The sequence below is a fragment of the uncultured Phenylobacterium sp. genome (assembly GCF_902826855.1).
Classification (GTDB): Bacteria; Pseudomonadota; Alphaproteobacteria; order Caulobacterales; family Caulobacteraceae; genus Phenylobacterium.
The window spans coordinates 1-25,489 of the sequence record NZ_CADEGK010000044.1 but is presented as its reverse complement, the minus strand read 5'-3'; the positions used below and the strand labels follow the sequence as shown (position 1 = coordinate 25,489).

General features: G+C 68.7%; 19 protein-coding genes and 2 pseudogenes. 7 read left to right on the top strand and 14 right to left on the bottom strand.

Annotation, left to right across the window (positions count from 1 at the left end):
- Positions 1-1,042: pseudogene (locus tag QZV94_RS08510) on the bottom strand (hypothetical protein); the annotation flags it as partial.
- A gap of 284 nt (positions 1,043-1,326) precedes the next feature.
- Here QZV94_RS08510 and QZV94_RS25115 point away from each other — a divergent pair.
- Both QZV94_RS25115 and QZV94_RS08505 read left to right on the top strand, forming a co-directional pair.
- Positions 1,327-1,395: pseudogene (locus QZV94_RS25115) on the top strand (hypothetical protein); the annotation flags it as partial.
- A 10-nt stretch (positions 1,396-1,405) separates the two neighbouring features.
- The gene (locus QZV94_RS08505) at positions 1,406-3,991 is read left to right on the top strand and encodes a TonB-dependent receptor (RefSeq protein ID WP_367254231.1); all 2,586 of its coding nucleotides are present in this window, start codon (positions 1,406-1,408) and stop codon (positions 3,989-3,991) included.
- Positions 3,992-3,995: 4 nt separating this feature from the next.
- On the opposite strand, the gene QZV94_RS08500 is transcribed toward QZV94_RS08505, so the two are convergent.
- From QZV94_RS08500 to QZV94_RS08490, 3 genes are all read right to left on the bottom strand, one after another.
- The gene (locus tag QZV94_RS08500) at positions 3,996-4,343 is read right to left on the bottom strand and encodes a hypothetical protein (protein ID WP_293677383.1); all 348 of its coding nucleotides are present in this window, start codon (positions 4,341-4,343) and stop codon (positions 3,996-3,998) included.
- Positions 4,340-4,636, bottom strand: a complete 297-nt coding sequence (locus QZV94_RS08495) for a hypothetical protein (protein ID WP_293677382.1) — start codon at positions 4,634-4,636, stop codon at positions 4,340-4,342. The genes QZV94_RS08500 and QZV94_RS08495 overlap by 4 nt, the downstream gene beginning before the upstream one ends.
- A gap of 195 nt (positions 4,637-4,831) precedes the next feature.
- Positions 4,832-5,692, bottom strand: coding sequence for an SPOR domain-containing protein (locus QZV94_RS08490; RefSeq protein ID WP_293677385.1), 861 nt, complete (start codon positions 5,690-5,692; stop codon positions 4,832-4,834).
- Between the two features lie 302 nt (positions 5,693-5,994).
- Between QZV94_RS08490 and QZV94_RS08485 the strand changes: the two genes are divergently transcribed.
- Positions 5,995-7,140, top strand: a complete 1,146-nt coding sequence (locus tag QZV94_RS08485; protein ID WP_293677381.1) for a hypothetical protein — start codon at positions 5,995-5,997, stop codon at positions 7,138-7,140.
- Positions 7,141-7,179: 39 nt separating this feature from the next.
- Here QZV94_RS08485 and QZV94_RS08480 read toward each other — a convergent pair whose 3' ends face one another.
- The 5 genes from QZV94_RS08480 to QZV94_RS08460 form a co-directional block, all read right to left on the bottom strand.
- The gene (locus tag QZV94_RS08480) at positions 7,180-7,584 is read right to left on the bottom strand and encodes a PleD family two-component system response regulator (protein WP_293677380.1); all 405 of its coding nucleotides are present in this window, start codon (positions 7,582-7,584) and stop codon (positions 7,180-7,182) included.
- Positions 7,568-9,901, bottom strand: a complete 2,334-nt coding sequence (locus QZV94_RS08475) for a PAS domain S-box protein (RefSeq protein WP_293677379.1) — start codon at positions 9,899-9,901, stop codon at positions 7,568-7,570. The genes QZV94_RS08480 and QZV94_RS08475 overlap by 17 nt, the downstream gene beginning before the upstream one ends.
- 181 nt (positions 9,902-10,082) lie before the next feature.
- Positions 10,083-10,613 (bottom strand): DUF1697 domain-containing protein, encoded by a 531-nt coding sequence (locus QZV94_RS08470; protein ID WP_293677378.1) that lies wholly within the window; start codon positions 10,611-10,613, stop codon positions 10,083-10,085.
- Positions 10,610-11,233, bottom strand: coding sequence for a glutathione S-transferase family protein (locus QZV94_RS08465; protein ID WP_293677377.1), 624 nt, complete (start codon positions 11,231-11,233; stop codon positions 10,610-10,612). Before QZV94_RS08465 ends, QZV94_RS08470 begins: the two co-directional genes overlap by 4 nt.
- Positions 11,234-11,330: 97 nt before the next feature.
- Positions 11,331-12,695, bottom strand: a complete 1,365-nt coding sequence (locus QZV94_RS08460) for an MFS transporter (protein WP_293677376.1) — start codon at positions 12,693-12,695, stop codon at positions 11,331-11,333.
- A 138-nt stretch (positions 12,696-12,833) separates the two neighbouring features.
- On the opposite strand from QZV94_RS08460, the gene QZV94_RS08455 reads away from it, so the two are divergent.
- The 3 genes from QZV94_RS08455 to QZV94_RS08445 all read left to right on the top strand — a co-directional run bounded on the left by QZV94_RS08455 (position 12,834) and on the right by QZV94_RS08445 (position 17,084).
- A complete protein-coding gene (locus tag QZV94_RS08455) occupies positions 12,834-14,258 on the top strand; it encodes a class I adenylate-forming enzyme family protein (RefSeq protein ID WP_293677375.1) in 1,425 nt (474 codons plus the stop codon).
- Positions 14,251-15,663 (top strand): class I adenylate-forming enzyme family protein, encoded by a 1,413-nt coding sequence (locus QZV94_RS08450; RefSeq protein ID WP_293677374.1) that lies wholly within the window; start codon positions 14,251-14,253, stop codon positions 15,661-15,663. The genes QZV94_RS08455 and QZV94_RS08450 overlap by 8 nt, the downstream gene beginning before the upstream one ends.
- A 110-nt stretch (positions 15,664-15,773) precedes the next feature.
- Positions 15,774-17,084, top strand: coding sequence for a serine hydrolase (locus QZV94_RS08445; protein WP_293677373.1), 1,311 nt, complete (start codon positions 15,774-15,776; stop codon positions 17,082-17,084).
- On the opposite strand, the gene QZV94_RS08440 is transcribed toward QZV94_RS08445, so the two are convergent.
- The 3 genes from QZV94_RS08440 to QZV94_RS08430 form a co-directional block, all read right to left on the bottom strand.
- On the bottom strand, positions 17,081-17,869 hold the full coding sequence (locus QZV94_RS08440; protein ID WP_293677372.1) for an SDR family oxidoreductase: 789 nt from the start codon (positions 17,867-17,869) through the stop codon (positions 17,081-17,083). The two genes, QZV94_RS08445 and QZV94_RS08440, sit on opposite strands and share 4 nt — an antisense overlap.
- A 287-nt stretch (positions 17,870-18,156) precedes the next feature.
- A complete protein-coding gene (locus QZV94_RS08435) occupies positions 18,157-20,625 on the bottom strand; it encodes a TonB-dependent receptor (RefSeq protein ID WP_293677371.1) in 2,469 nt (822 codons plus the stop codon).
- Between the two features lie 574 nt (positions 20,626-21,199).
- Positions 21,200-21,565: a helix-turn-helix transcriptional regulator gene (locus QZV94_RS08430; RefSeq protein WP_293677370.1), complete on the bottom strand. Its 366-nt coding sequence runs from the start codon at positions 21,563-21,565 to the stop codon at positions 21,200-21,202.
- Between the two features lie 461 nt (positions 21,566-22,026).
- Here QZV94_RS08430 and QZV94_RS08425 point away from each other — a divergent pair, with 461 nt between their 5' ends.
- Entirely contained in the window at positions 22,027-22,932 is a 906-nt protein-coding gene (locus tag QZV94_RS08425) for a hypothetical protein (RefSeq protein WP_293677369.1), read from the top strand.
- A gap of 44 nt (positions 22,933-22,976) precedes the next feature.
- On the opposite strand, the gene QZV94_RS08420 is transcribed toward QZV94_RS08425, so the two are convergent.
- Entirely contained in the window at positions 22,977-24,383 is a 1,407-nt protein-coding gene (locus QZV94_RS08420) for an alpha/beta fold hydrolase (RefSeq protein ID WP_293677368.1), read from the bottom strand.
- A gap of 10 nt (positions 24,384-24,393) precedes the next feature.
- Positions 24,394-25,275 (bottom strand): slipin family protein, encoded by an 882-nt coding sequence (locus QZV94_RS08415; protein WP_293677367.1) that lies wholly within the window; start codon positions 25,273-25,275, stop codon positions 24,394-24,396.
- Between the last annotated feature and the right edge of the window lie 214 nt (positions 25,276-25,489).

Here is a 25,489-nt window from a genome sequence, read left to right as displayed (position 1 = left end):
CGCATCGGCGTTGCTCCGCCGCGACCTGAGCGCTGTGTGCGGTGGCCTCTTGGGCGCGCTCTTCCCGGCGCTTGCGGTCAGCCGGTTCCTGCCGGGCGCGCTGTGCTTGTTCGGACTTGCGGGCATCGCGGTGCTGTTGCGCCGCCGGCGCCTGCGCTTGACCCCGGCGATCCGCTTGGGTGCGCTCCGCTCGTCGCTGAGCGTCGGCCTCTCGCGCCGCAGCACTGCGGGCCTGCTCGATGGCTTGCGACTGGGCCCGCTCGCCGCGTGAACGGTCCGGCTCGCGCCGCTCGGCCGACCGCTGAGGGTCCTCGGTCCGCACCCGCCGGCCTTCCGCGCGGCGCGACTGCTCGGCGGTGAAACGGTCCAGTTCGCGCCCGCGATCGGCCTCGCGCCAGCGGCGCCAGTCGCTGTCCTCACGGGCCGCACTCAGCCAGCGGTCAGAGCTGCGGCTGACCCGCGGCGCCTGCTGGGTCCAGACCCGCTCGTCCACGCGCACACGCCGGGCGTTCAGGCCGGCTCTGCGCAGATCGCGGCCATGGGCATAGTAGCGACCCGCCCTCGGCGCCACGCGGCGGAAATCCTCGAGCGCCAGGTAGCGGCCCAGGGCATCCACCACCACGACCAACATGCCGCCCCGGTCATAGCCATAGCCGTACTCGGTATCCTGCACGAAGTAGGGATAGTCGCTGCCACGCTCGTAGTAATAGTAGCGGTGCCCGTCGTCCCACGGTTCGGCGTAGACCGACCATTCGTCGGCCGCCTCCCAAGCCAGCGGCTCCTCGTCGCCATAGGCGAACGCGTAGTCCGGCGGCGTGTCATAGACGGCGCGCTGAACGCCATAGGCCCGCTCCGCCCACCGATAGCCCTGGTCGGGCTCGTAGCGGTTCACCGGCGCCGGCGGCGCGTAAGGCAGGACGGCGGCGGCGTCCGTCACCGGCAGGGGTGCGGCCGCAGGGGCCTTGTCCTCGTTGCAGGCGGCGAGGGCCATCGAGATGGCGGCGGCCGCGAACAGCCGGGTCCTGAGGGCAAGCGGTGTCATGTCATCGAGCCTTGCGGTTCACTTAGCCCTGTCAGACTGCCTGATCGGGTCTGAACGCCCTCGGAGCCATAACGTCAGGCGCGGTTCACAGTTGCTGCACGCCCCGGCGCGCGTGCCGAACAACGCTATCTCAATCTAGAGATGAGCGAATTCGCATTCTTTTCACGTCTAAGACGTAGTGAGCCCGGCGCTGCCGCCGCACACCTGTGTCGAGGGGGCGGCGCGAGTTCGAGCCACCTGCCTGAGAGAGAGTCCCCGATGTATTCGCGTAGAGGCTGGCTCCTGTGGGGTTGCGCCGGCGCCGTAACGGCCTTCTCCGGCGCGGCATACGGGCAGGACGCGCCCAACCAGATCGAGGAACTCGTGGTCACCGCCGAACGGCGCGAGCAGTCGCTGCAGGATGTTCCGGTGGCCATCTCGGCCTTCACCTCCCAGCAGCGCGACCTGGTCGGTATCACCAGCGTCCAGGACATGACCAATTTCACGCCGGGCCTGCAGTATTCCAGCGGCCTGGACCGTATCAGCCTGCGCGGCGTCGGCCGCCTGACCAACGTCCAGGCCGCGGATCCCGGCGTCGCGACCTATTCCGACGGGGTCTACACCTCCTCCACCGTCGAGGCCGGCAAGACGCCGATCTTCGTCGACCGGGTGGAAGTCCTGCGCGGGCCGCAGGGGACGCTCTATGGCCGCAATTCGATCGGCGGCGCGATCAACGTGATCTCTAGGCGCCCCACCAATGACCTCTACGCCGAGGTCCGCGGCACGGCCGCGAACTATGAACGGACACTGCTCGAGGCCGCCGTCTCGGGCCCGCTGACCGAAGGCCTGCGCTTCCGCGTCGCCGGCAGTTGGGAGAAGCAGCGCGAGGGCTACTTCGACAACGTGGTGGCCGGCCTGACCGACGAAGGCGGCGTCATCGACCAGGTGTTCGGGGAGGTCCAGCTTGAGTTCGACATCGGCGAGCGACTCGAGGGCTGGCTCAAGGTGGCGACCCTGCATTGGGACAATGACGGCGGCGGGCCAGGCGCCCGCACCACCTGGGGCCCAGGTCCCTACAATGGGCAGTCGCAGTACGGGGTCCCGAACATCAACGCGGTCTACGGCTACTCGGGCCGCGCGACCAATGTGAACAACAACGGGGTGCTGTCGAACCCGGCGACGACCGATCCTCGCAAGTTCGCGGCCGACACCGAAGGCCGCGTCAAGCTCGACCGCACCTACATCTTAGCCACGCAATGGGCCTATCACTTCGACGCGGTGGACGTGAAGTACATCGGCGGCGGTACGACCTACCGCCTCACCCGCACGGCTGACCAGGACGGCACGGCCGTGTCCGCGTACACCCTGCCGATCATCCCGGGCTTCCTCAGCCCGGCCGCGACACCCTGCGTGGTCACGCCGACCTGCGGCCCCCTCCAGGTCTTCCCGCGGTACATCTCGACCTATCGCGAGGACAAGCACTGGTTCAGCCACGAGGTGAACATCGCCTCGACCCACAAGGGGCCCTTGCAGTGGTTGATCGGCGGCTACAGCTACTACGAGCACTATAGCCAGCCGGTCTACACCACGCTGCCGGACCAGGCCCAGTTGGCCACACCCGTGGGCGGCCCGCTGAATCCGAACCGCCGGGCGTTCGACAACCGGCCTGAGCTGGAAGCCCGCTCCTACGCCGCGTTCGGCCAGGTCGACTGGGAGTTCGCCGATGGCTTCAAGACCACGCTCGGCCTGCGCTACTCGGACGACCACAAGTTCGGAACCGAGTCGGTCCGGGTGGTGTGCTTCGCCGTCGCCGCCTGTCTCGGAGGCGCCATCCCGGAGGGCCTGGGGTCCTTCACGCCGGCTGTTGACGTCACGGGCTCCGTCATTGCGCCCGGCGCACCGGCCGGCACGAAGGGACCTGCGACGATTGACTCGCTCGGCTTCGCCACCCGCACCTACGACGCATCCTGGGATGCGGTGACCGGCACCGCGGGGCTGCAATGGGAGCCGGACCGGGACACCATGGTCTATGGCCGCTATTCGCGCGGCTACAAGGCTGGCGGCTTCCGGGTCGGCATCGACACCACGCTCGGCGCCTTTCCGCTGACCGGCAAGGAGGAGACCGACGCCTTCGAGATCGGCCTGAAGAAGACGTGGCCGACCCTGCAGGCCAACGTTGCGGTCTTCTACTATGACTATCGCAATCTGCAGGCGCCGCTGACCGTGGCCAACACCTCGGGCGCTTTGGCGGTGTCGGAATCACGCTTCATCAACGTCCCGAAGGCCGAGAATTACGGCCTCGAGTTCGAAGGCGTGTGGGCGCCGGTCGACAACCTGCGGATCATCGCCACCTACTCGTACCTGCACGCCACGATCAGGAAGCTCTCCGGCATCGTCGACCCCGACGATCCGACCGCGCTGAACCCGGGCGCCAGCCCCCTGACGCCTTACCGGTTCTGCTCGGGCGCAGGCGCGCCGACGGCCGCCAATCCCACCCTCGACCCGCTGTGCGACATCAACACCCGCTCGGTGCAGCGGGCGCAGGATCTGAAGGGCGATCGGTTGCCGAACTCGCCCAGGCACAAGGTGGCTCTGAATGGCCTCTACACCTTTGACGACCTGGGACCGGGCGTCCTCACGGTGTCGGCCAGCTACATCTGGCGCGACACTCAGTATGGCTCGCTGTTCACCCGTGGCTACAACAAATCGCCGGCCTGGGATCAGGTCGACGCCCGGCTGATTTGGCGGGATGCGGACGATCGGTACACCGCGATCCTCTTCGTGCGGAACCTGTTCGACACCCTGGGCTACGAGGGTGGGGCCACCGCTTCGCGCGGGGCCTTCCAGCGTTCCGGCGCCCTCCCGGTGGCGGCAGGCAACGTGGCCGGCATCTCCGCGGCAGGTCTGACGAGCAGCTATCCGATCACTCCGCCGCGCACCTACGGGCTGGAGTTGCAGTACCGCTTCTAGTCCATCATCGGCAGCCGGCGATCACCCGCTCCAGCTCGTCCAGCCGCCGCTGGCGCAGGATCCGACCCGCGGCCAGCAACTGGTAGCGGTCGGCCGCACCGCCGGCGGCGCGCAGCGCCGCGTCGGTGTCGGGGTAGCGCGGCGGCGGCGCCAGCGTCCTGGGCACGCAGGCCTTCGGTGGCGGCGGTGGCGGCGGCGGAGGCGGTGGTGGCGCGGGCCGGATGATGACCAGCGGCGCGGGCGGCGGGGCCGGCGCTGGCGCGGGCGGCGGCTTCTTGCGCCACAGCGTCTGGCAGCCGCCAAGAGCCAGCGTCGCCACCACGGCCAGCAGTGGCGCCAGTTTTCCGCTCATCGCTTGAGGTTCGACAGCACGGCTCGGTCCGCGCTCTCCATGCGCGCACACGCGTCGATCCCTTCGGGCCGCTGCTCCAGCAGGCGCGTAGCGCCGTCAGGCGCGCGGCCCTCGGCGGCGGTCGCCGCGATCTGGCGCGCCTGACCTGCGGCATGACAGGAGGCGAGTTGGGTGCGCAAGGTCGTCTGGCTGCGTTCGGCCGCTTGATTCAGCTCGGCGATTCGCGCCTCGTATTCCGCCCGCTGCGCCCGCCAACCGGCGGCGCTCACGCCCAGCGCGATCGCCAGCGCCACAGCGGCGGCCGTCGCAATCGGCCCCGTAACCGGACTCGTCAGCGCATGTCTCAAGGTACTCAGCATCCGCGTCCCTGGGAGGCATTGACCGCAGCCCGCAGCGCTGAGTCAACGGCGCCGCTGTGGCGATTTCACGGCCTATAGGCGAGTAGCGTTCCCGCGAAACGGGTGCTCCACCCCGCAGCGCCTGCCGGCTCAGCGGGCGCGCACGCGCACGAAGCAGGACCCGCCCTGGGCCTTGCGCTGGACGCAGTAGCGCTCGCCCGCCTCCACCGACTCGAAGCCGCCCACCACGGCGCGGCGCCAGGTCCGCCCACCCACCACGGCGGCCTCGATCGCGTGCGGCCGCTCGTCGCCCAGCCGCGCCAGGGCCGCCTGCGCCGACGCCACGTCAGGAAAGGCGCCGATCTGGACGGTTACGGCGCCGCCGGACGCCGCCTTCTGTGCAGCGGCCCGGCGAGGAGGATCAGCCACTGGGGCGCCCCTGGCTTCCGGCGCTGGCGCATTCGGTACGGACGTGGGGGCCGCCGGCGGCGGCTCCGGCGGCGCGGGGGCCGCCACCTCGTTCTGCGCCAGCGTGACATTGGCCGACGCGAACGGCCCCTGGAAATGGGGCTCGCAGGCGGCGCGCCAGGCGTTGTCGAGCGCTGTGCCTGGCCCCGGCGCCCGCCACTCGGTCTCAGCCGCCCGCAGGACCCGCCGCTCGCCCAACAGGTTGCGCTGCGGATAGCCCGTGGTTTCGCCCATCCGCACGCGGCGGTCGCGACAGTCGGCGTTCAGCGACACGTGCCAGGATAGCGCCCCCGTCCGCGCATAGGTTTCGCCGCTTAAGGCCTCGGCCCGGAGCACGACCCGCGGCCCCTGACCGCCGGCGGCGGGGAAGGTCGAGACCACCGAGGTGACCGCCTGAGGAGTCACCGCCACTACGCGCTCGGCTTGGATGTCCGTTTCGCGGCGCAGCCATGCCAGCAGCGGCTCCCGATCAAGCGAGCTGGGGAAGGACGGCAGGGGCTGAGAGAGCCCCGGCGTCCCCGCCAGTCCAGCCGCTCCGATCACGGCCAGCAACACCCCCGCCCGCATACGCCCCAGCCCCGCCACGCCCAAGCGGCAACGTGTTCGCGAACCGGGTCCAAGGCAAGCGTCGGATCGCCCGGAATGGCCGCACAACGTTCGTCGGCTTACCGCGTATGGATGCCTCGCCGATCGGGACACCCAAAATAGGTAGGCGCTGGCTGGGCTTCCGCAGGCTTAATGCGCCTGGATAGAGAATCGGAAGATTTAGGCTCCGGTTACTTGGTGTCCGTTAGAGTTGATGCGCGTGGAGGGATTCCTCTCCGCCAAGCGTCCCGGAGCGTGGAGTGGGCAAGGCGTCGGATCGGACGTTCCGCAGTCTGCGCGGTCTCGAAAAGACCGCCTCGACAAGCCGCGTCCTGAATCTGGCGGCCCTCGCCATCCGCAACGCCGGGAATCCTGAACACGAGAAGAACCCCTTCTTCATCGCCGCGACCCTGAACGGCGCGGTGATCGTCCGCCACCGGCTACGTGACCAAGAGCGCGAGTCCTTCGATCGCCTGCGTTACACCGCCATCAAGCTGATCATCCCATTCGAGCGCTCGGATCTCGGCCTGGGTGGCCGCTCTGTCTTCGTGTCGGAGCGCGGCTGGCTGGACGCCTTCGAGGAACTGCGCGGCGAGGCGCCCGACCTGCCGCGCGACATCGCCGTGCTCGAGGCCATCGACGAACTGCCCTCGCTCGACCCGTTCCTGCTGCGCGAGCACATGAAGCGGCGCGGGTTCGATATCAGCCCCAGCCACTTCGAGATTTCCGCCCCGGACTTGGCGCGAATGCAGCGCTTCGTCGGCTCCGAGATCGCCAAGCTGATCGAGCTTGCGTACCGCGACGCGCCGGGCATGGAGGAAAACACCTCGCGCCTAGTGGAGGCCCTACTGTCGGCCCGCACCGACGACCGGCTGGAGCCGCTGCGCCTGACGCTGCGGCTGGAGAAGGAGAACTACAAGGAAGGCATCTTCGCCTGGAAGGGCTTCCTCTACTACAAGTGGGTCCTCAACAGCCTGTGGGGAAACTTGCGCGACGTGTTCGGCGAGCTTGGCCGCGTGCGCGTGATCGGCCCCGTCGATTCGGAGACCGCCGCTGAGCTGGAGGCCACCAAGGTCCGCCTGCGCCAGAAGATGGAGCGGCAGGTCAAGGTGGTGATGAACCATCTCAACATCTACGACGAGGTGTTCGCCCAACTCACCACCGAGGGCAACGCAGTAGCCTTCCGCGACTTCCTGCTGAAATCGCCGGAGATGTTCCTGTCGCTCGGCGAAGGCTGCGGCCTCGTCAGCCACATCGCCACGTACTGGCGCTACCAGTTCCCACGGGGCAAGCCACTGGCCGCGAATGTCGTGCAACTTATGGACGTGCTCCAGGACTTCGAGGCCAGCCTAGGGGCAGAGACCCCCGAACAGCAGGCCGCCTCCATGCGTGAAGCGTTGGGCTAGCTCCGCAGTTCGGCCTGCACGGCCGGACCAGCGGTTGCGTCAGGCGGCGCGGGCGGCCCGGGCGAACAGGCGGCCGACACGTTGCAGCAGGGCGTCGTCCTTGAACGGCTTGGACAGATAGTCCTTGGCGCCCAGTTGGATGGCCTTGCTCACGTCTTCGGCAGCGTTGCGGGCCGTCAGCACCATGGTCAGCGTGCGGTCCGTCAGCCCCTGGGCCTTCATCGACGCCAGCACCCCGAAGCCGTCGAGGACCGGCATGTTGATGTCCAGCACCATGGCCTCCGGCCGAAAGTCGGCGAGGCGCTGCAGCGCCTCGCGCCCATCGCGGGCGCCGCGCACGTTGTATTCGGCAATGACCAGCCGGGTCATGATCAGTTCCAGCAGGAACGGATCGTCGTCGACGACCAGGACCCGGCGCTGTCGGACTTCAGATAGCGAGGGCATCGATGTCTTCCTGGGTGTCGAGGGCGCCCCACTGGGTGGCGCGGGCGATGGTGGCGTACATGTCGAGCGGTGAGATCGGCTTCTTGACCATCCCGTCGAAGGCGTCGAGGTCGCCGGCGTCCACCACTTCGGCATCCGCGGTGAAGGCCAGCACCGGGATGTCCTGGTTCGGCCCCGGCGCCTTGCGCAGGCGCGCGACCGTCCTGCGTCCGTCCATCCCGGGCATCCGCAGGTCCATCAGCACCACGTCCACCGGGAACAGCGAGAGACGCTCCAGGGCCTCCAGGCCGCCGCTGGCCTCGGTGACGTCGGCGCCCGCCGCTTCCAGGACCTTGCGCGCCAGCTCGCGGTTGACCGGGTTGTCGTCGACCACGAACACCCGCGTGCCATCGATGGCGGCGATCTCGCCCGCCGCGTCGTCCGTCTGCGGCAGGTCGGCCGGAGGTATCGGCAGCACCAGCCGGAAGGTCGAGCCTTCGCCGACCTGGCTGTCGACGCCGATCGATCCGCCCATGGCCTCCGACAGGCCCTTGCAGATCGCCAGCCCCAGGCCGGCGCCTCCATGGCGGCGCGTCATCGAACCGTCGATCTGGGTGAACCGCTGGAACAGCAGCGTCTGGGCCTCGGGATCCACGCCCGGTCCTGTGTCGGTGACCTCGATCACCACCTGATCCGGGTCAGCCGCAGACAGCACGCGCACGCCGACGGCGCCGGTCTCGGTGAACTTCACGGCATTGCCCAGGAGGTTGACCAGCATCTGCCGCAGCCGCTCGGAATCGATCATCGACATGCGCCGCAGCAACGACGGATCTGCGGCAAACTGCAGCGACAGCCCCTTGGCGTCGGCCTGGGGCGAGAACACCCCGAGGGTCTCACGGCAGACCTCGACCACGTCCGTGGGCCGCGCGCGGATCTCGATCCGCCCGGCCTCCAGCTTCGAGAAGTCCAGGATGTCGTTGACGATGGCCAGCAGCGCGTTGCCCGCGGCCGAGATCTTGGCGACATAGCCGGCCGCAGCACCCGACAGGGACGGGTCCTCCTTCAGGAGGCCGGTGAAGCCCACGACGGCGGTCAGCGGGGTGCGGATCTCGTGGCTCATGTTGGCCAGGAACTGCGACTTCACCTCGACGGCCGCCTCGGCTGCGGCGCGCGCGGCGGCGAGGGCCGTCTCCTGCTCCACCTGCAGGCCCACATCGCGCACCACGTCCAGGAAACCGGTCGGCTCGCCGCTCTGGGGATCCGTCAGCAGGCTCGGGTTGGATTCGTACCACTGCCACTCGCCGCTCATCCCATCGCGGCCGCGCCAGCGCACCCGCTTGGATGGCTCCCCGCGCAGCATGCGGCCGAAGACGCGAGACACCTCGTGCACATCGTCGGGGTGGACGTTGTCCATCGAATGCGTGCCCACGAACTCTTCGGGCTCCCAGCCTGCGCGGCGAATCGCGCAGCTCACGTAGGTGATCCGGCCGGTCACGTCGGACATCACGATCATGTCGGAGGTGTTCTCGGCGATCAGCCGATAGCGCGCCTCGCTCTCGGTAAGCGCCGCCTCGGCCTCGCGTTGCTCGCTCTGGTCCTGGACCTGGGCGACGAAATGCCGGGGCGTTCCGTCGGGGTTGCAGACCATCGAGACGGCCAAGTGAACCCAGACGACATGTCCCTCGGCATGGACGTAGCGCTTGTCCAACCGGTAGCTCTCGATTGCCCCGGCGGTGAGCTGCCTGAGCAGATGCAGATCGGCTTCAAGGTCCTCCGGGTGGGTGATGGTCTGGAAGTCCAGGTTCACCAGCACGGCGGCCGGCAGGCCCACGATCCGGCAGAAGCTCTCGTTGACCCGCAGGAACCGCCCGTCGAGTCCGACCAGGGCTTTGCCGATGGCCGCGTATTCGAACGCCGTCTCGAACAGATTTGCGTTCGCGAGCGCGTCCGCCTCGGTCTTTCGGCGCTCGGTGATGTCCCGAAAAGCGTTCATCCACTCGATGACGCGGCCCTCGCCGTCGCGGATGAGCTGGGGGTTTCCCTCCATCCAGACCCACGTCCCGTCAGCCTTGCGAAAGCGATGCTGTCGCGTCGCTGCGGGCGGGATGCGTCCCCTCTGCAGAAGCTCGCCGTTGCGTGTGTAGCTCGCTCGGTCCTCGGGATGGATCAGGTCGATGCCGGTGCTGCCCAGCAGCTCCGCCGGCGTGTATCCGTAGAGCGAGATCGAAGGCGAGATATAGGTCACACGACCGGCCGCATTGACGCGAACGATCACGTCCCCGCTGTTGTCGGCCAGGAACTCGGACATCGACCCTTCAGCCGTCTTCTTCAAGCTCAAGGATGTCCCTCCGCGGCTGCGGGCGGATCGCCGCCGTTCGCGGGCACACTGCCCCGGCATCTGATGACGCGAAGTTAATGGAGAGGGGCCGAGACGCGTCGAAAGGCCGCAAATTCAGTCGTCTAGCCGACATTTCGGTCTGCTTCGATGCAACCGTGCATGGTCCCCGATGCCAGGGCGCTCAGGTCAACAGGGCCACCAGCTTGCCCACCGTGTTCCAGTTACGCACCGTACCGCCGACCTTCAGCCGCCGCTCGATGACGCCGTTGTCGAGCTTCGAGGCCCCCAGGCCCTGCGGGAAGTAGATGTAGAGGCACCCCGGCCCCAGCCGGACCTCCTCGCCCAGGACGCACGCCTGCGCCAGGCTGGCCAGGTCCCCTTGCGGCGGGCCGTTCAGGAACATGGCCACCAGGCGGCTGGGCTCGGCCTTCGCCTGCTCCGGGAACGGGTTGGCCGCTATGACCGCATTCAGCTCGCCGAGGTCGCGGATCGCCACCTCCGTGGCAAGCCCGATCTCCTCATGGATCGCCGCCTCCAGCCGCGCCGCCGTCTCGGCCGCGGGCAGGGTGGTCCCGAACACCACGTTGCCGCTGTTCAGCAGCGTGGTCGGCGCATCGAACCCGGCCCCAGCCGTCACCCGCCTCAGGTCCGCCATCAGCACCTTGCGGCCCAGGACATTGACCCCGCGCAACAGGCCGGCGACGCGCTTCATCTCTTGGCGGCCGTTTCCCATGCCAGGAACTCGGGGGTTTCCAGTAGCCGCTGGCAATATTCGCCGGCCGCGCCGGTGTCGCCGTAGTCGCTGGGCTTGATGCCGTAGGTGCGGAACCGCGTCGCCACCGGGGTGTAGAAGGCGTCGGCAATCGACCACTCGCCCACCAGGAACGGTCCGCCGAACCGGCCCAGGAGCTCGCTCCAAACCGCCACGATCCGCCGCACGTCCTTCTGCGTCGCTTCTGACAGGGGCGTGGGCTTGGGCTCCGCGCGAAGGTCCATAGGGCACTCGCCACGCAGCGAGGCAAAGCCAGAATGCATCTCCGCGGCCGCCGAGCGCGCCAGCGCCCGCCTCTCCGGCTCCAGAGGCCATAGCCCGGGGCTCAGCCCCGCCAGGTACTCGCAGATCGCCAGGGAATCCCAGACGGCCAGGTCACCGTCCTTGAGCGCCGGGACCAGGCCTGACGGTGAGTGGGCCCGGATCGCCGCCCCCGAGACGTCGTTCTCCTGGCGCAACTCCACCAGGGTCTCGGTGAACGGCAGGCCGGAGCGCTTCATCACCAGCCAGGCGCGCAGAGACCAGGTCGACCACGCCTTGGTGCCGATGACGATGTCCATGGAGAGCCTCCGTTTCGGCGCGTCCTAGGACGCGTCGCGGCGTTGGGGAACCATAGAAAAAGAGCAAGCGGCCGCAGGGTGACTATGACCGTCGAGCCTAGCTGATGGTCTCCTCGCGGATGGTCTTACGCGCCGCCCAGAAGCAGCCGAACGCGACCACCCCGAACAGGGCCGAGATGATCAGGGCCCAGCGCACGCCCTCCGCCGACCCCAGGCCAAGGCCGGTGTTGAGCCAGTCCGACAGGATTCCCACCGCCAGCGGCCCCAGGCCAAGGCCGATCAGGTTGACGATGAACAGCAGGATGGCCGCGGCGGTGGCGCGCATGTGGGGCGGGGCCACCGACTGGCCGGTAGCGTAGACCGGCCCGTACCACAGCGTGGCCAGGAAGGCGTTGATGGCCAGCATGCTGAGCCCGAGGACCGCCGAGTCGACGCTGACCGCGATGATATAGATGGGGATGCCCAGCAGCGCGGCGATGGCCGGGGCGACCATGTAGGCGCGCAGGTCGGCCTTGCCGTACTTGTCCGCGATCCAGCCGCCGGTCACGGAGCCGATGGCGCCTCCGATCCCGGTGATCACCCCGATCGCCAGGCCCAGGAAGCCCACCGACTTCAGGCCGAAGTCCGCCGCCAGGCCGGCGATCTCCACGGTATGGTTGCGCAGGAAGAAGGACGCGGTGAACGGGGCATGGCCATAGCCGATGAACGCCTTGACCGCCGCGGCCAGGGCGATGAACCAGAACGTCCGCCGCTTCATCAGATAGGCCACGGTCTCCCCGAACGTCGCCGAGGCTACGGCAATGCCCTTGGCGTGCGAGGCCATGACCCTGCGTGGTTCCTTGAGAGTGAAGAAGGCCAGAACGGCGAAGATCAGGCCGGGCGCCCCCGCCACCAGGAACGCCGTGCGCCAGCCGTAGGCGTCGGCGATGACGCCGCCCATCGCCAGCCCCAGCAGGCTGCCGATCGGGACGCCCATGGAATAGAACGCCAGCGCCGAGGCGCGCTTCTCCTTCGGCGTGTAGTCGACGATCAGCGAGTGGGCCGGCGGCGTGCAGCCGGCCTCCCCCACACCGACCCCGATGCGATAGACCAGCAACTGGGTGAAATTGCCCGCCGTCGCGCAGAGCGCGGTGAAACCGCTCCAGACGGCCACGGCTCCGCCGATGATGACCGCCCGGTTCTTGCGTTCCGCCAGCCGCGCGATCGGGATGCCCAGGAAGGTATAGAACAGCGCGAACATCAGGCCGCTCATCAGGCCCAGCTGCCAGTCCGCCAGGCCCAGGTCGTTCTTGATCGGCTCGGCCAGGATGTTGATCACCTGCCGGTCCAGGAAGTTCACGATGTAGATGCCGAGCAGCAGGAACATCGCATAGCGGGTGTAGCCCTTGGAGAAGGGCATCACCTCCGGGCCTGCTGCTGCGGCCGGCGCGGCGGTCACGCCCGGATTGACGGCTTCGGTCATTTGCGGGCGTTTCCTGCAGGCTTCTTGTTTGGTTGCCGCAATCTAGAAGGCGCCCGCGCGCCGGCGGCAATAGCTCCGGTCGTCACGTATCGAGCGGCGCCCCTCCCCTTTGCTGCGCCGCTTGCCTAGTCTGGCGCCATGTTCGACGGCTACATCCGCGACCACGCCCAGTGGACACCCCGCGCGCCCGCCGTGGTGACGCCGCGCCGCACCGTGACCTACGCCGAGTTCGACGCCGACATCGACCGCATGGGCGCCGCCCTCGCCGATCTCGGCCTCGTCGCCGGCTGCGGCGTGGTCTCTCTGCGGGCGCCGGAGCCCTACGTGCACCGTGTCTGTCTGGTCGCCCTGGCCCGGCTGGGCGTTCCCTCCTCCCCGTGGGAAGACGACGCGGCGGACGTGCGCCTGGTGTTTGGTCCCGGCGAGGCCGCCCCGGGAGTCGTGCGGCTGACCGCCGAGGCCGTCGACGAGGTCCTGGCCGCACCGCACCGGCCGCTGCCGCGCCGCGACCTCGATCCCGACGCCCTGATTCGCGTCCAGCTCTCCTCAGGCACCACGCGGACGCCCCGGCGGGTCGGCTTCACCTCGCGGCGGCTGGCGATCGCCACCCTGACCAACATCCGCGTCTACGGCGCCGGCAGGCTGGGCGCCTGGGTTCCCTTTTCCGGGTCGGATTCCCTCCTGGGCTTCTCGATGGGCGTGGCCGCCTGGGCGCTGGGCGCCGCCTACTGCGCCGGCGTCTTCCTCGAACACCTGCCGCAGACGATGGAGGGCCACGCGCAGGGCGTGGTGGTGATGACCCCGGTACAGCTGCGCAACCTGCTGAGCGTTCTGCCTGCGGGCTTCACCCCCCGGCCCGGCTGGCGAGTGCAGGTGGGCGGGTCCGCCCTGCCGGCGTCGCTGGCCCGCGAGGCGGCGCTACGCATCACCCCCGACGTCTGGGTCGGCTATGGCGCCACCGAATCCAGCCGGATCGCCGCGTCGCCGGCGGCCTGTGTCCAGGATGTCCCCGGCGCGGTCGGCATCGTCCCCGGCGGCGCGGTCGTCGAGATCGTCGACGAGGCCGGGCGGCCGCTGCCTGACGGCGAATCCGGCGAGCTGCGGGTCAGGAGCTGGCGCACGGCCGATGGCTACCTGGACGACCCGGCCGCCACCGCACAGCGCTTCCGCGACGGCTGGTATCACACCGGCGATATCGGTCGCCGCCTACCCGAAGGCGGTCTGGTCATCGAGGGGCGCATCGACGACCGCATGATCGTGGACGGCATGAAGTTCATGCCCTCGCTCCTGGAGGAAGCCGCCCTGGACTGCCCCGGGATCGTCGACGCCGCCGCCTTCGCCGTCCCCGGCCCCGATGGGCTGGATGAGTGCTGGTTGGCGGTCGCAACTATCGCCGGCTTCGATCGCGACGCCCTGGCGCCGCACCTGGCGCGCTACCCCGGCCTGCCGCCAAACCGCTTCGCGTGGGTCGAGGCGATTCCGCGCAACGCCATGGGCAAGATCGAACGCCAGAAGTTGCGCGAGGCCCTGGTCGCCGCCCGGCGCGGAGCCGTCGATGTTTGACGCCTACATCCGCGACCACGCCAGTTGGAACCCGCGCGCGCCGGCCGTCCTCCTGCCGCGGCGCGAAGTCAGCTACGCCGAACTGGACGCCGACGTGGACCGCCTGGGCGGGTGGCTCGCGGCCCAAGGTCTCACCCCGGGCGTGGGCGCGGTCTCGGTCGCCGTCGCCGACGCCTACGAGCAGTACGTGGCCACCGCCGCCCTCAGCCGGCTGGCCATTGCCTCCGCCCCGGCCGCCGATGACGGGGCGGACCTGCGCCTGGTCGACCATCCGCCCGCCGAGCCGGGCGGCCCGCCGCGCCTCGAGATCAGCCGCGACTGGCGCGCCGCCGAGCCCCGACGCCTGCCGGCGCTTCTGCCCGACCCGGACGCGCTCGGCCGGGTCATGCTGTCCTCAGGCACCACCCGCACCGCGCGCCGGGTGGCGCTCAGCTGGCGGCGCCTCGACCTCGGCAACTACGCCACGCTGCACCAGTACTGCGCCGGCAAGCTGGGCGCCTGGACGCCGCTGACCGGGATCGATTCCATGATGGGCTGGGCGCTGGTGACCGGGGCCTGGAGCGTCGGCGCCTGCGCCGTCAACGGCTGGTCGATGGACGACATCCCCCGCCGGTTGGAGAGCCTGCCGTCCGGGGTCATCGGCCTGACGCCGACGCTCCTGCGCACCCTGCTGGCGGCCCTGCCGCCCGGCTTCCGGCCTCAGCCCGGCTGGCGGATTGTCTGCGGCGGCGCGCTGCTGCCGCTGGCCGTCGCCCGCGAGGCGCGGCTGCGGCTTACGCCCGACATCCGCCTGATTTACGGAGCCACCGAGATCGGCACCATCGCGCTCGGCTTCGCCGCCGGCCTGGAGGACGCCCCCGATCAGATCGGGATCGTCCCCAGCGGCATCACCGTCGAGTTCATCGGCGACGACGGCCGTCCGGTCCCCGACGGCGAGGCCGGCGAGATCCGCGTCCGCGGCCCCCGTATCGTCCCCGGCTACATCGGCGACCCGCAGGCCACCGCCGAGCGGTTCCGGGACGGCTGGTTCCATACCGGCGACCTGGGTCGCCGCCTGGCCGACGGCCGCGTCGCCCTGGCGGGCCGCGTCGATGACCGCATGATCGTGGACGGCATGAAGTTCATGCCTTCGGTCCTCGAGGACGCCGCCATGGCGTGCCCGGGCGTCCGCGACGCCGCCGCCTTCGCGGTCCCCGACATCGCCGGCCTCGACCAATGCTGGCTGGCGGTTTCCGCCGAGCCGGGCTTCGACCGCGACAGCCTGGCTCCTCACCTCGCCCGCTACCCCGGCCTGCCCGCCTACCGCTTCGCCTGGATCGGCGAAATCCCGAGGAACGCCATGGGGAAGGTGGAACGCACCAAGCTTCGCGCCGCCGTCCTGGCGGTCACCGGCCAGGGGCAGTGAGCAGCCGCGGCCGTCCCTAAAGAAATGGCCTCGAAATAGTTGTCTTCAAGGCTGCTCAGCTGCGCCGTTTGTCCCTAGCCTCCGGCCTCAGCATTGATGGCGGGCCAGACATGGGACTTTCCGACGCGTTCGATCGGGCGGCGAGCCTTGTCGGCGACCGGGAGCCGGGCGTCGCCGTCGCGGTCCTGCGCGACGGCGAGGTCATCCACCGGCGGGCATACGGGATGGCCGATCTGGAGTGGGAGCTTCCCCTCGAGCCCGACTGCAGTTTCCGCATCGCCTCCCTCACCAAGCAGTTCACCGCCGCCGCCGTCCTGCGCCTGGCCGAACAGGGGCGCCTGGCCCTGGAAGATCCGCTACAGCGCCACCTGCCCGCCTTCGACCCGCGCGGCCGGATCGTGACGCTGGAGCACCTGCTCAACCACACCTCCGGCCTGCGCAACCACGACAAGACCGAGCCGCTGCGGGAGGCCAGGCCCAACATCCCCGTCGCCGAGGTGATCGGGCGGGTCATCGGCGCCCCCTTCGAGTTCGAGCCGGGCGCGCGCTACCGCTACTGCAACACCGGCTACCTGCTGCTTGGCGCCGTCATCGAGGCTGCGAGCGGCGCGCCATACGGGACCTTCCTGCAACGGGAGTTCTTTGCCCCGCTGGGCATGGACCGGACCGGCCTCTTCGCCCGAAACGTCGTCGTGCCCAAACGCGCCCGCGGCCACGTGCGGGGCCGCCGCGGCTTCTACAACGCCCTGGGCGACGCCGAGAACTGGTCCTACGCCGCGGGGGGACTGTCCTCGACGCTCGATGACCTGGCGACCTGGGACCGGGCGCTGCGGTACGGGCGCGTGATGCAGCCGCAGAGCTTCGCCCGGATGATCGCGCCGACGATGACGGCCGAGGGGCCCTATCCCTATGGTTTGGGCTGGGGCGTGGGCGAGTACCTCGGCTGCCGCCTGCACCACCACACCGGCGGCATCAGCGGCTACGCCTGCCAGATGACGCGCCTCACGGACGAGCCCCTGACCACCATCGTGCTCTCCAACCTCGATGCCTTTCCGTTCAATCGGGTGACGCGCGGGCTGCTGCGCGCCGCCAAGGGTCTGCCCGCCCCGGCGCCCGTGGGACGCCCCACGACCACGGCCGATATCGCCGCCTGCGTCGGGCGCTACGGCAACGAGGACGGCGCCGTCTTCGCCGCCGTCGACGAAGACCGCATCGTCTTCGCCACCGTCCCGGAACAGCCGGATCTGCGAAGCTACCTCACCCTCGGCGAGGGCCGGTTCGCCACCCCGCTGGATCCGGAAGAAGCGTACCGCTTCTCGGACCTGCAAGACGGCCGCTACCAGACGCTGGAATACGCCTCCCCGCTCTGGCCGGCGCAGCGGTTTTCCCGGCTGGCGGAGGGCTCGGGCGGGGAAGTCTAGACGTGGCCGCCCTGGCCGCCGTCCACCGCGATCGCCGCGCCGTTGATGTAGGACGCCGCCTCCGAGCAGAGGAAGACAATCAGGGCCGCGACCTCCTCGGCGGTTCCATAACGGCCCACCGGCACCGACCTGGCGTTGGCCGCCAGCACGGCCTCCGAGGTGGTCTTATTGGCCTGCGCCACCTCGCCGGCCGCCCGCTCCCACATCGACGTATGGATGAGTCCCGGCAGCACCGAGTTCACCAGCACGCCATCGGCGCCGTATTTCCGCGCCAGCGCCTTGCCCGTGGCCACCATGGCCGCCTTGGTCGCGGCGTAGTCGATCAGCGCGGCGCCAGGATAGAGCGCGGCGCCGCTCGAGATCATCACCACGCGGCCCCACTTCTGCGACCGCATCCCGGGCAGCAGCCGGCGCGTGCAGCGCACCGCAGACATCAGGTTAAGCTCGAACAGCGAGCTCCAGTCGTCATCGCTCATGTAGAGGAAGTTGCGCGACGGGGAGGCGCCGACGTTGTTCACCAAGATGTCGATCGGCCCCTCGGCCAGGACGCTGTCCAGGAAGCCTTCGACCGCCGCACCGTCCCCCATGTCGGCCGCGAACCCGCTGACCGATCCCCCGCCGCCCGGTGGCTTGTAGGCGGCCAGCTCCGCGACGTTCTCCGCATTGCGGGCGCAGAAGAAGACATGGGCGCCCTGGTCGGCCAGGGCGCGCACGGCGGCCGCCCCGATGCCGGCGCTGGCCCCGGTCACGACCGCCCGCTTGCCGGATAGGTCCAGGTTGATCATCGCAGTCGCCTTTCAGCCGAGGCGGGCGCGGCGCCGACACCCGCGCGCCCATGGTCCGCACAGCCTCACCATGCCTGCTGAGCCGCAACTGACAAGCCACCTCACGCCGAACCGTCCGCCCCCGCTACCCGCGCGCCAGGCCCGCGCCCAGCCCCTCGGGCGCCACAAGGAAGGGCCTCCGATCCAATGCGGACCGGAGACCCAGTGAGCGCGGACCCCGAGGGATTCAGGCCGGGGCCTGCAGGACACGCCTGCTCTGCACGCGCATAGCGAGACCCTTGCGGAGACTAGAAGGCGTACCGCACTTCGAGGGACCAGATCCGCGGCGGTTCCAGGTAGATCGACTGGAAGCTGAGGTTCTGCGGCGGAAGGGTGACGAACCCGTTGACCACTTCCTCGTCAAAGACGTTGGTGACTGAGCCGATGACCGTCACGCCGCTGTCCGGGTGGATCCAGGAGAGACGAAGATCGGTCGAGGTGCCGCCCTTGATGCGGTTCTGAGGCGTGTTGAACAGCGTCTGGTACGACTTGCCGGTGTAGTTGAACGTCGCCGAAGCCGTCAGGTCGCCGCCGCCGAAGTCCCAGGTGTAGGAACCGTTGATCGCCGCCTTGTGCTTCGGCGACCCGGGCGGTTGGTTGCCCACCAGGGTCTGGGGCTGCAGGTTCTCGACGGCTCCGGGGGTCGCCGGCCCCACCGGCTTGGCGCCGGGCTGCAGGGCCGCCGGGTCGGCGGAGTCGTTGTAGCAGCACCCCTTCTTGACCGTGGCGTGCAGGTATCCGTAGTTCGCCAGGATGACCATCCGCTCGATCGGACGCCAGGTGACCTCAAGTTCGACGCCGTAGTTCTCCGTCCTGGGCAGGTTGATGAGCTTGGGCAGCAGGATCGTTCCCTGGATCTGGGAGTCCTGAATCTGCTGACCCTTGTACCGGTAGTAGAACGCTGCGGTGTTGAACTGCAGCGTACCCAGGTTCTCCTTCCACCCCGCCTCGAACGCATCAACGTACTCCGAGCCCACGAAGGGGTCGGCCAGGGCGTAGCCCAGGTTGTAGCCACCCGACTTGTAGCCGCGGCTGTATTTGCCGTAGACGAGCCGGTCGTCGTTGGGCGTCCACTCCAGGCCCAGAGTGCCCGTGAAAGCCTTGTGGGTGCGGTTCAGGTCGCGGCCGATCGGGCACGTGAATTGGGGATCGATCGGGTAGAAGGGCGGCACGCCCGCCACCTGCGGCCCGGGAATGCAGTAGCCGCCGACGATGGGGAATGGCGTGAACGGGCTGCCCGGCCCGAAGGCGCCGGCCGGAAAGCCGGTGACGAGCCAGTAGTTGTAGACGTTCTCTTCGTGGCCGATCTTCTTGTCCTCGGACCCGCGTAGTCCCAGCGTCCCCTTCAACTGGGGCGAGAACTGGTAGTCGATCTGGCCGTAGATCGCCTTCGACTTGGTCTTCAGCGAGGTCTCGTAGCCGTAGATCAGCGAATGCTGCGCGTCGATGTTGGGCGCCGAGGTTCCGGGAATGGTGATGATGTTGTTGCCGGGCTCGTTCGCAGAGACGATGTGGAAGTTCGAGTTCGCCTTGCCCTGGTAGTAGTAGAGGCCGACGATGTACTGCAACGGCCCGTCGCCCGTGGAGCTGAAGTTCAGCTCGTGGCTGTAGTCGGTGACCTCGTCGAACTGATCGTCCAACGTGTCGTTGTGGATCGTCGTGAACTGGCGCTGGGTGCCCGGCGTAGCGATATCGCAGTCCTCAACCACATCGAGGTTGCTGTTCCTCAGCACAGGAATGCCGATCAAGGTCGCGCAGTCGTAGGGGAAACTAAAGTCCTGGTTGTCGATGGCGTTGCCGTCGAACGTGTACAGGCTGTTGAACGATCGATATCCGCCCAAATACTTCACGTCGAAGTTATCGGCGTGGTAAACGACCTCGGCGATAACTTGATGAGAGTCGTTCAGGCTGTACTTGGTGGGCTGGTCGGTGCGGAATTTGCGATGGTCTCTGACGCCAGGCGCCGAGCCCGCGGGCTGGCCGTAGAAGACGTAGGGGATACCTTCGCCGCGGACCTGCACGCCGTAGTCGGTGATGCCGGTCGAGTTGCGGGCCGCAGAGTTCGAGTCGACGTGCGTGTACCGGATCCAGGCGTCGAACCTCTCGTTGGGCTTGAAAGCCAGTTGGGCGTCGATGCTCCAGGTCTCGGCCACGCCACCCTCGTCCGGGCCGCCGGCCGTGTTCTTATAGTAGCCCTCGTTCTGGTTGAAGTAGCTGGCGGTCAGGGCGCCTGACAGGGTGTCCGTGATGGGTCCCGTGACCCGGGCTTCCCCCGTCATGCCGCCATAGCTGTTGATCGAACCGCGCCCTTCGCCGCCGAACGTGGTGCTGGGCCGCTTCGAGATGGTGTTGACCGCTCCGCCGACCGCGTTGCGGCCATAGAGGGTGCCCTGCGGCCCGCGCAGCACTTCGACCCGCTCCTGGCGGATGGTGGAGGCGCCGATGCCGGCCACCGAGCTGACGTAGAAGCCATCGTCGTAGACGGCGACGCCCTGGTCCGTGCCCAACAGGCCGGTGAGGCGGCCAATGCCACGGATGGTCACGCGGTCGGCGCCCGGGTTGTAAGTGACCCCGGGCGTGAAGTTCAGCTGCTGCTGGGCGGTGATGATGCCGGTCGTATCCCGCATCTCGGACGTGAAGGCCGTGACGGCCGAGGCGACGTCCTGCAGGTTTTCCGCCCGCTTGGAGGCCGTAACGACGACCTCTGTGACCGACACTCCGTCGCGCGTCTGCGCCCAAGCGCTTACTGGTGCGGAAGCGGCCGATACAGACAAAAGGACCGTTCCGGCCGAGCACTCCAAAGCGCGCCGCCGTATATCGCGTGAAAACCTCATGTATCCTCCCGGATCAGCCGTTCTCGATGACAGCTTGATTTCGAGATCGTCGGAGCGTGAAAGCGGCGAGTCAATCAAATCTTCTCGCCTGGAAACTACATCCCTGGGATCGAAAACTAATAATTCCCCTATTAGGCGAGTGAGTCTGGCTATGCGCTCGCGAGGTATATTTTTTTCGGCTTTCGACGGCGTCGCAGCTCTCCGCATACCGGTTTGGCGCCTCAGTGTTCCCTCGAAATACAGGCCGGGCCTCAGCAGCGCTCGGCTGCGCAACGGACCGGCTTGGCCGACAGTGTTCAAATCGGAAATCCTGTCCCCGCGCCGGCGATGAGCAGGATGGCGGCCGGCCATGGCGCGTGAATCCTCGGCGCGCTTGAGGCCTGGACCGACAGCATCACGTTGTCCCCGGCGGCCGGGCACACGGACCGCGACGCAGCGCGCCGGTCGACGTCGCAGGTCAGATTCCCGGCGTGTGACGCCCTTGAGCCCGTTCCAGCTCCAACGCGAGCGCCGCGACCTTCTGCCGTCCTGCTGGCGAAAGGCGGCCAAAGACTTCCAGCAGGTCGCCGCTGGTGAGCGACGTGGATAGACCGAGATGCGTGAAAGTCGGCCTGTGGAAGTATGTCAACGGCGCTTCCAGCAGGTCGGCAAGATGGCAAAGCTGCGCCGCGGTCAGCCCCTTGGCGCCGCATTCGTATTGGAGGACTTCAGCGACCGCCAAACCGGATACGGCGGCAAGTTCCTCCAGGCTGATGCCGATCGCCTCGCGCCGCTCGCGAAGCCGCGAACCGATCTTTCGGTCGATCTCGCTGGAGCTCGGCATCTCGTCCTTCTGGTTCGTCGGCCAAATCAGGCGCCGGCCACCGCGCATTCAGGGCGTAGGACTCGCGACTGCCTCGCAGAGGCATACTACTATTCTCCGGGGCCTTCTCGAAACCCCGTCGTGGCCGCCGACGGGGTTCGCCTGCCGCTGAGCGGCCCGCTTGGTCTGCAAGCAAGCACCGACAAAATGGCGTTCGAAAATGTCAGGACTGTCACGCCGAGTCCTGTAAGCTCGTCGGGACCGTGTGGGAAATCGGGTAGCGTTACACGCATCGGGTCGGGGAGGCGCATGATCCCAAAGCGGGGACGCCGAGGTCTAGGGTTCGCTGCTGGGAGCGACGGGTGTCCTCCCGTCCCGCCCAGCAAGCACGGCGTCCGGCGATGCGCCGCGGTGGCCGGCCTCCCGCGCGCGAGAGCGCTCGGCGCATGACCTTGGTTGCGACCAAGAACGCCTTCGAAGCGATGGCGGAGAGCGGCGTCGGCGACGCAGGCGCCCTTGCGCTCGGCCTTCGGCGCGAAATGACCAGCCTGGGCCTGCGCGCGTTGGCGGCGAAAGCCGTGCACGTGGTCGCGGCCGCGCCCGAGCGCATGATCGACATCTACGACAACGCCGCCGCCGGGTGGCTGGGCGCCGCGGTGTTCCCCCCGCGCTTCCGCACGTCCGAACCGCTGCCCATTTCGCGCGACTTCTGGACGTCGTTTTGGGATGTCGCGAACCTGCCGCCGCAGACATCCAGCGGCGAGTTTGCTCAGCGTACGCTGACGTTGGCGGGCCAACTCCACCCGCTGGCAAATGAGCGCATGGCTGTAGCGGCGCTCGCCTACCCTGGCGCGGTTGAGGCGGTGGCGGGCGGTGCTCGCGGTCCTCTCGATCTGGCAGCTCTTACCGGGCGCTCACCGGCTTCGTTGGCCTACGCCATTCATCAGGCCGCCGTGACCGCCGCTCACGCCGACACGGTGTTCCACGACATCAGGCCCCTTCTTCGACAGATGCCGCCGCCGCTCGACTACATCAACCTGCAGGTCCTGCAGTCGCGCATCCCGCTAGGGCTTGTCGGGGGCTATAGCCCCGTCTGGCTTGATCAAGTCGCGTTCGGCGGTTTTCTCATGGGCCAGGTCGGCCATCACTACTCGGCGCTGACCACCGCCGTCATCTTGAGCGCCATCAGCGTGAACCGCCCGCCGGGGTTGGAACTCGTCCTGGAATCCATCTTCCGGGGCTGGGTGCACGGCCGCGCCACGCCGCCCCTCATCGGCGTGCCCTGGGAAGAGCTTTGGGACCTGCGCGTCGATCAGGTCCGCGAGGCGCTCCAGGTTGTTCCGTTCGACTCTCCTTACCTCGCAGCCATCCGGCGCCAGTCGCAGTGACGCGCCGCGCGGTCAGCGGTCTGGGCGGCCCGGCCGACCCGGGTTTACCGTGGCCCCGCGCCCGTCTTCGCCACCACCCAGTCGCCGATCACCTTCAGCGCGGCCGGCGCGAAGGTCTCCTCGATGCGGCCGTACTCGCGCGGGTCGCCGGTGGCCGAGGTCTGGAAGAGGTGGTTGAGCCCCGGCAACTCAATGACGGTTACGTCTGGGTTCGCCCGCAACGCTTCGCGAACAGCCGGCAGATTCTGGCTGGCGACGACCTGCACGTCGTTGGCGCCGTTCACCGCCAGCACGGGCATCCGCAGCGTCTCGAGGTTGGGCCGGGGATCATAGGCGATGAACTCGCGATACCACGGGGTGAAGAGCATCGTGCTGCGCGCCATCAGGGTCTCCGGCGCAACGCCCGCTTCGGCGGCGGCTTCGCCCAAGAGCCGCGCGGCTTCCACCTTCGCCGCCTCCCAGTCGGGGGTCTCGGCCAGCACAGCATCGATACACGCCACCGCCCGGTCGTTTCGCTCGACCCCAGGACCTGCCAGCCCCATGACGCGGCCGACGGCGCGGCGTTGGGCCATCATCAGGTCGCGCGACCGGACCCCCGGCCCAGCCAGGAGGACGACGAAGCCGATACGAGGATCCTTGGCGGCCACCATCGGCCCGATCGCGCCGCCTTCGCTGTGTCCGATCAGGCCCACGTTGGCCGCCACGATGTCCTTGCGAGCGCGCAGGAAGGCGACGGCCGCGCCCGCGTCGACCGCGAAATCGGAGCTGGTGGCCTCGCTGAAGCGCCCCGTCGACCTGCCAAAGCCGCGGTCGTCGTAGCGCAGGACCGCGATCCCCTGGCGGGTCAGATGATCCGCGAGGACGAGGAACGGACGATGGCCCAGCAGTTGCTCGTCGCGGTCCTGGGGCCCCGAGCCGCTGATCAGGACCGCCGCCGGAAACGGGCCCTTGCCGAGTGGCAACGTCAGCGTGCCGGCCAGGGAGACGCCCCGCGCACTCGAGATCCTGACCTCCTCCTCGCGGTAAGGGTACGGCTTGGCCGGAACCTGCGGCCGCGCCCGCGTCGGCGCAGGTCCCTTGGCCAACGTCAGCGGCAGCGCTCCGCCCTGGGTCCAGCTTCCGTTCCACACACCCTGCGAGGCATCCCACTGGCCCTCATAGCGGCCCCGGATGCTCGGCACGGCAAACGTCAGCCTGCCCTGGTCCATCCTGATGTCCTGCAGGGGGATCTGCATCGCGCCCTGGTCCGGACTGGCCAGTTTGCCGGTGAGGGCGCCGCCTGGACCCGCCTCGATCGTGACGCCGATCCGCAACTCAGCAGCGCCGACGTTCAGCAGGCCGTTCCATTCGCCAACCGCGTCCTGCGCCTTCGCGCCGGACGCCATCAGGCCGCCCGTGAGCAGCGTCGCCATGGACAGCGCCGGGACCCAGCGCTTCAGGAAAATGGCCATTCTCGCCTCCTCAGGTTCTCGGCTGAGCGGCGGCCTGGCCGGCCTGCGCCAGACCAAGGATGCCGCCAGGGTTCATGGCGTCGACCATCGAGGTGGGGAGCAGGATGGTGGCGCCGCCCTCCTTGGTGGTCTCGTAGATGATGTTCATGGCGCGCAGCTGCAGGGCCGCAGGGGAGCGCGCGTAGATGTCGGCCGCCTCGACGAACTTGATGGCGACCTCCTGTTCGGCCTGGCCCAGGGCGACCCGCGCCAGTCGTTCGCGTTCAGCCTGGGCCTGTCGGCTCATGGCGTCCTGCAGGCCGGCCGGCACGCCGATGTCGCGGATCTCCACCGAGATCACCGAAATGCCCCAGTCGCCGGTCTTGCGGCCGATGACCTCGCGCAGGATCTCGTCGCCCTTGCTGCGCTCGGCGAGCAGGGTGGCCAGCATCGAGGACCCGACGATCTCGCGCAGGGATGTCTCCGCCACCTGCTGGATGGCGCGACGATAGTCCTGGATCTCCAGGGCAGCACGCTCGGTGTCGTGTACCTGCCAGAAGATCACCGCATCGATGTTGACCGGCACCGTGTCCTTGGACAGCGCCTGCTGGGCATTGAATTCGCTGGTCTGGATCCGCTGGTCGATCCAGTAGGCGACCTGGTCCACCACTGGAATGATGACGAACAGGCCCGGTCCCGCGATGCGGTCCAGTCGGCCCAGGCGCAGCACCACCGCCCGCTCCCACTGGTTCGCCATCTTCAGCGTGAAGGGGATCAGCACCCCCAGGACAATGAGCGCCACGCCAAGCCAAAGCCCCGCTCCCTCCCTCGCTTCGACCGCCACCACGGCGCCCGCGACGCAGGCGATACCGGAGAGGACGAGGGCGAGCGGGTTCGTGGCCTTCAGGTTCAAGCGCCCGTCTAGCCTGAGATTGGGACTGGCGGGGTTCATCATCGGACTTCCTCCTTCGCGGCGGCGAGCGCCGTGATCTTGTTGGCGAGGAGCCGGGGGTCGACCCCAGCGGCGACGGCGGCGGCGAGCGCCTGGCGGGCGAGCCGGTCGGCTTCCGCCTCGTGATCCGGCCCCTTCAGGGCGGCCGGCGGCTCGGAGACGAAGCTGCCACGCC

Coding starts and splice junctions, on each gene's coding strand:
- QZV94_RS08430 (WP_293677370.1), bottom strand. CDS start 21,565: ATGCCGAGCTCCAGCGAGATCGACCGAAAGATCGGTTCGCGGCTTCGC.
- QZV94_RS08460 (WP_293677376.1), bottom strand. CDS start 12,695: ATGACCGAAGCCGTCAATCCGGGCGTGACCGCCGCGCCGGCCGCAGCA.
- QZV94_RS08470 (WP_293677378.1), bottom strand. CDS start 10,613: ATGAAGCGCGTCGCCGGCCTGTTGCGCGGGGTCAATGTCCTGGGCCGC.
- QZV94_RS08425 (WP_293677369.1), top strand. CDS start 22,027: ATGGCGGAGAGCGGCGTCGGCGACGCAGGCGCCCTTGCGCTCGGCCTT.
- QZV94_RS08480 (WP_293677380.1), bottom strand. CDS start 7,584: ATGCCCTCGCTATCTGAAGTCCGACAGCGCCGGGTCCTGGTCGTCGAC.
- QZV94_RS08455 (WP_293677375.1), top strand. CDS start 12,834: ATGTTCGACGGCTACATCCGCGACCACGCCCAGTGGACACCCCGCGCG.
- QZV94_RS08440 (WP_293677372.1), bottom strand. CDS start 17,869: ATGATCAACCTGGACCTATCCGGCAAGCGGGCGGTCGTGACCGGGGCC.
- QZV94_RS08420 (WP_293677368.1), bottom strand. CDS start 24,383: ATGGCCATTTTCCTGAAGCGCTGGGTCCCGGCGCTGTCCATGGCGACG.
- QZV94_RS08465 (WP_293677377.1), bottom strand. CDS start 11,233: ATGGACATCGTCATCGGCACCAAGGCGTGGTCGACCTGGTCTCTGCGC.
- QZV94_RS08500 (WP_293677383.1), bottom strand. CDS start 4,343: ATGAGCGGAAAACTGGCGCCACTGCTGGCCGTGGTGGCGACGCTGGCT.
- QZV94_RS08445 (WP_293677373.1), top strand. CDS start 15,774: ATGGGACTTTCCGACGCGTTCGATCGGGCGGCGAGCCTTGTCGGCGAC.
- QZV94_RS08450 (WP_293677374.1), top strand. CDS start 14,251: ATGTTTGACGCCTACATCCGCGACCACGCCAGTTGGAACCCGCGCGCG.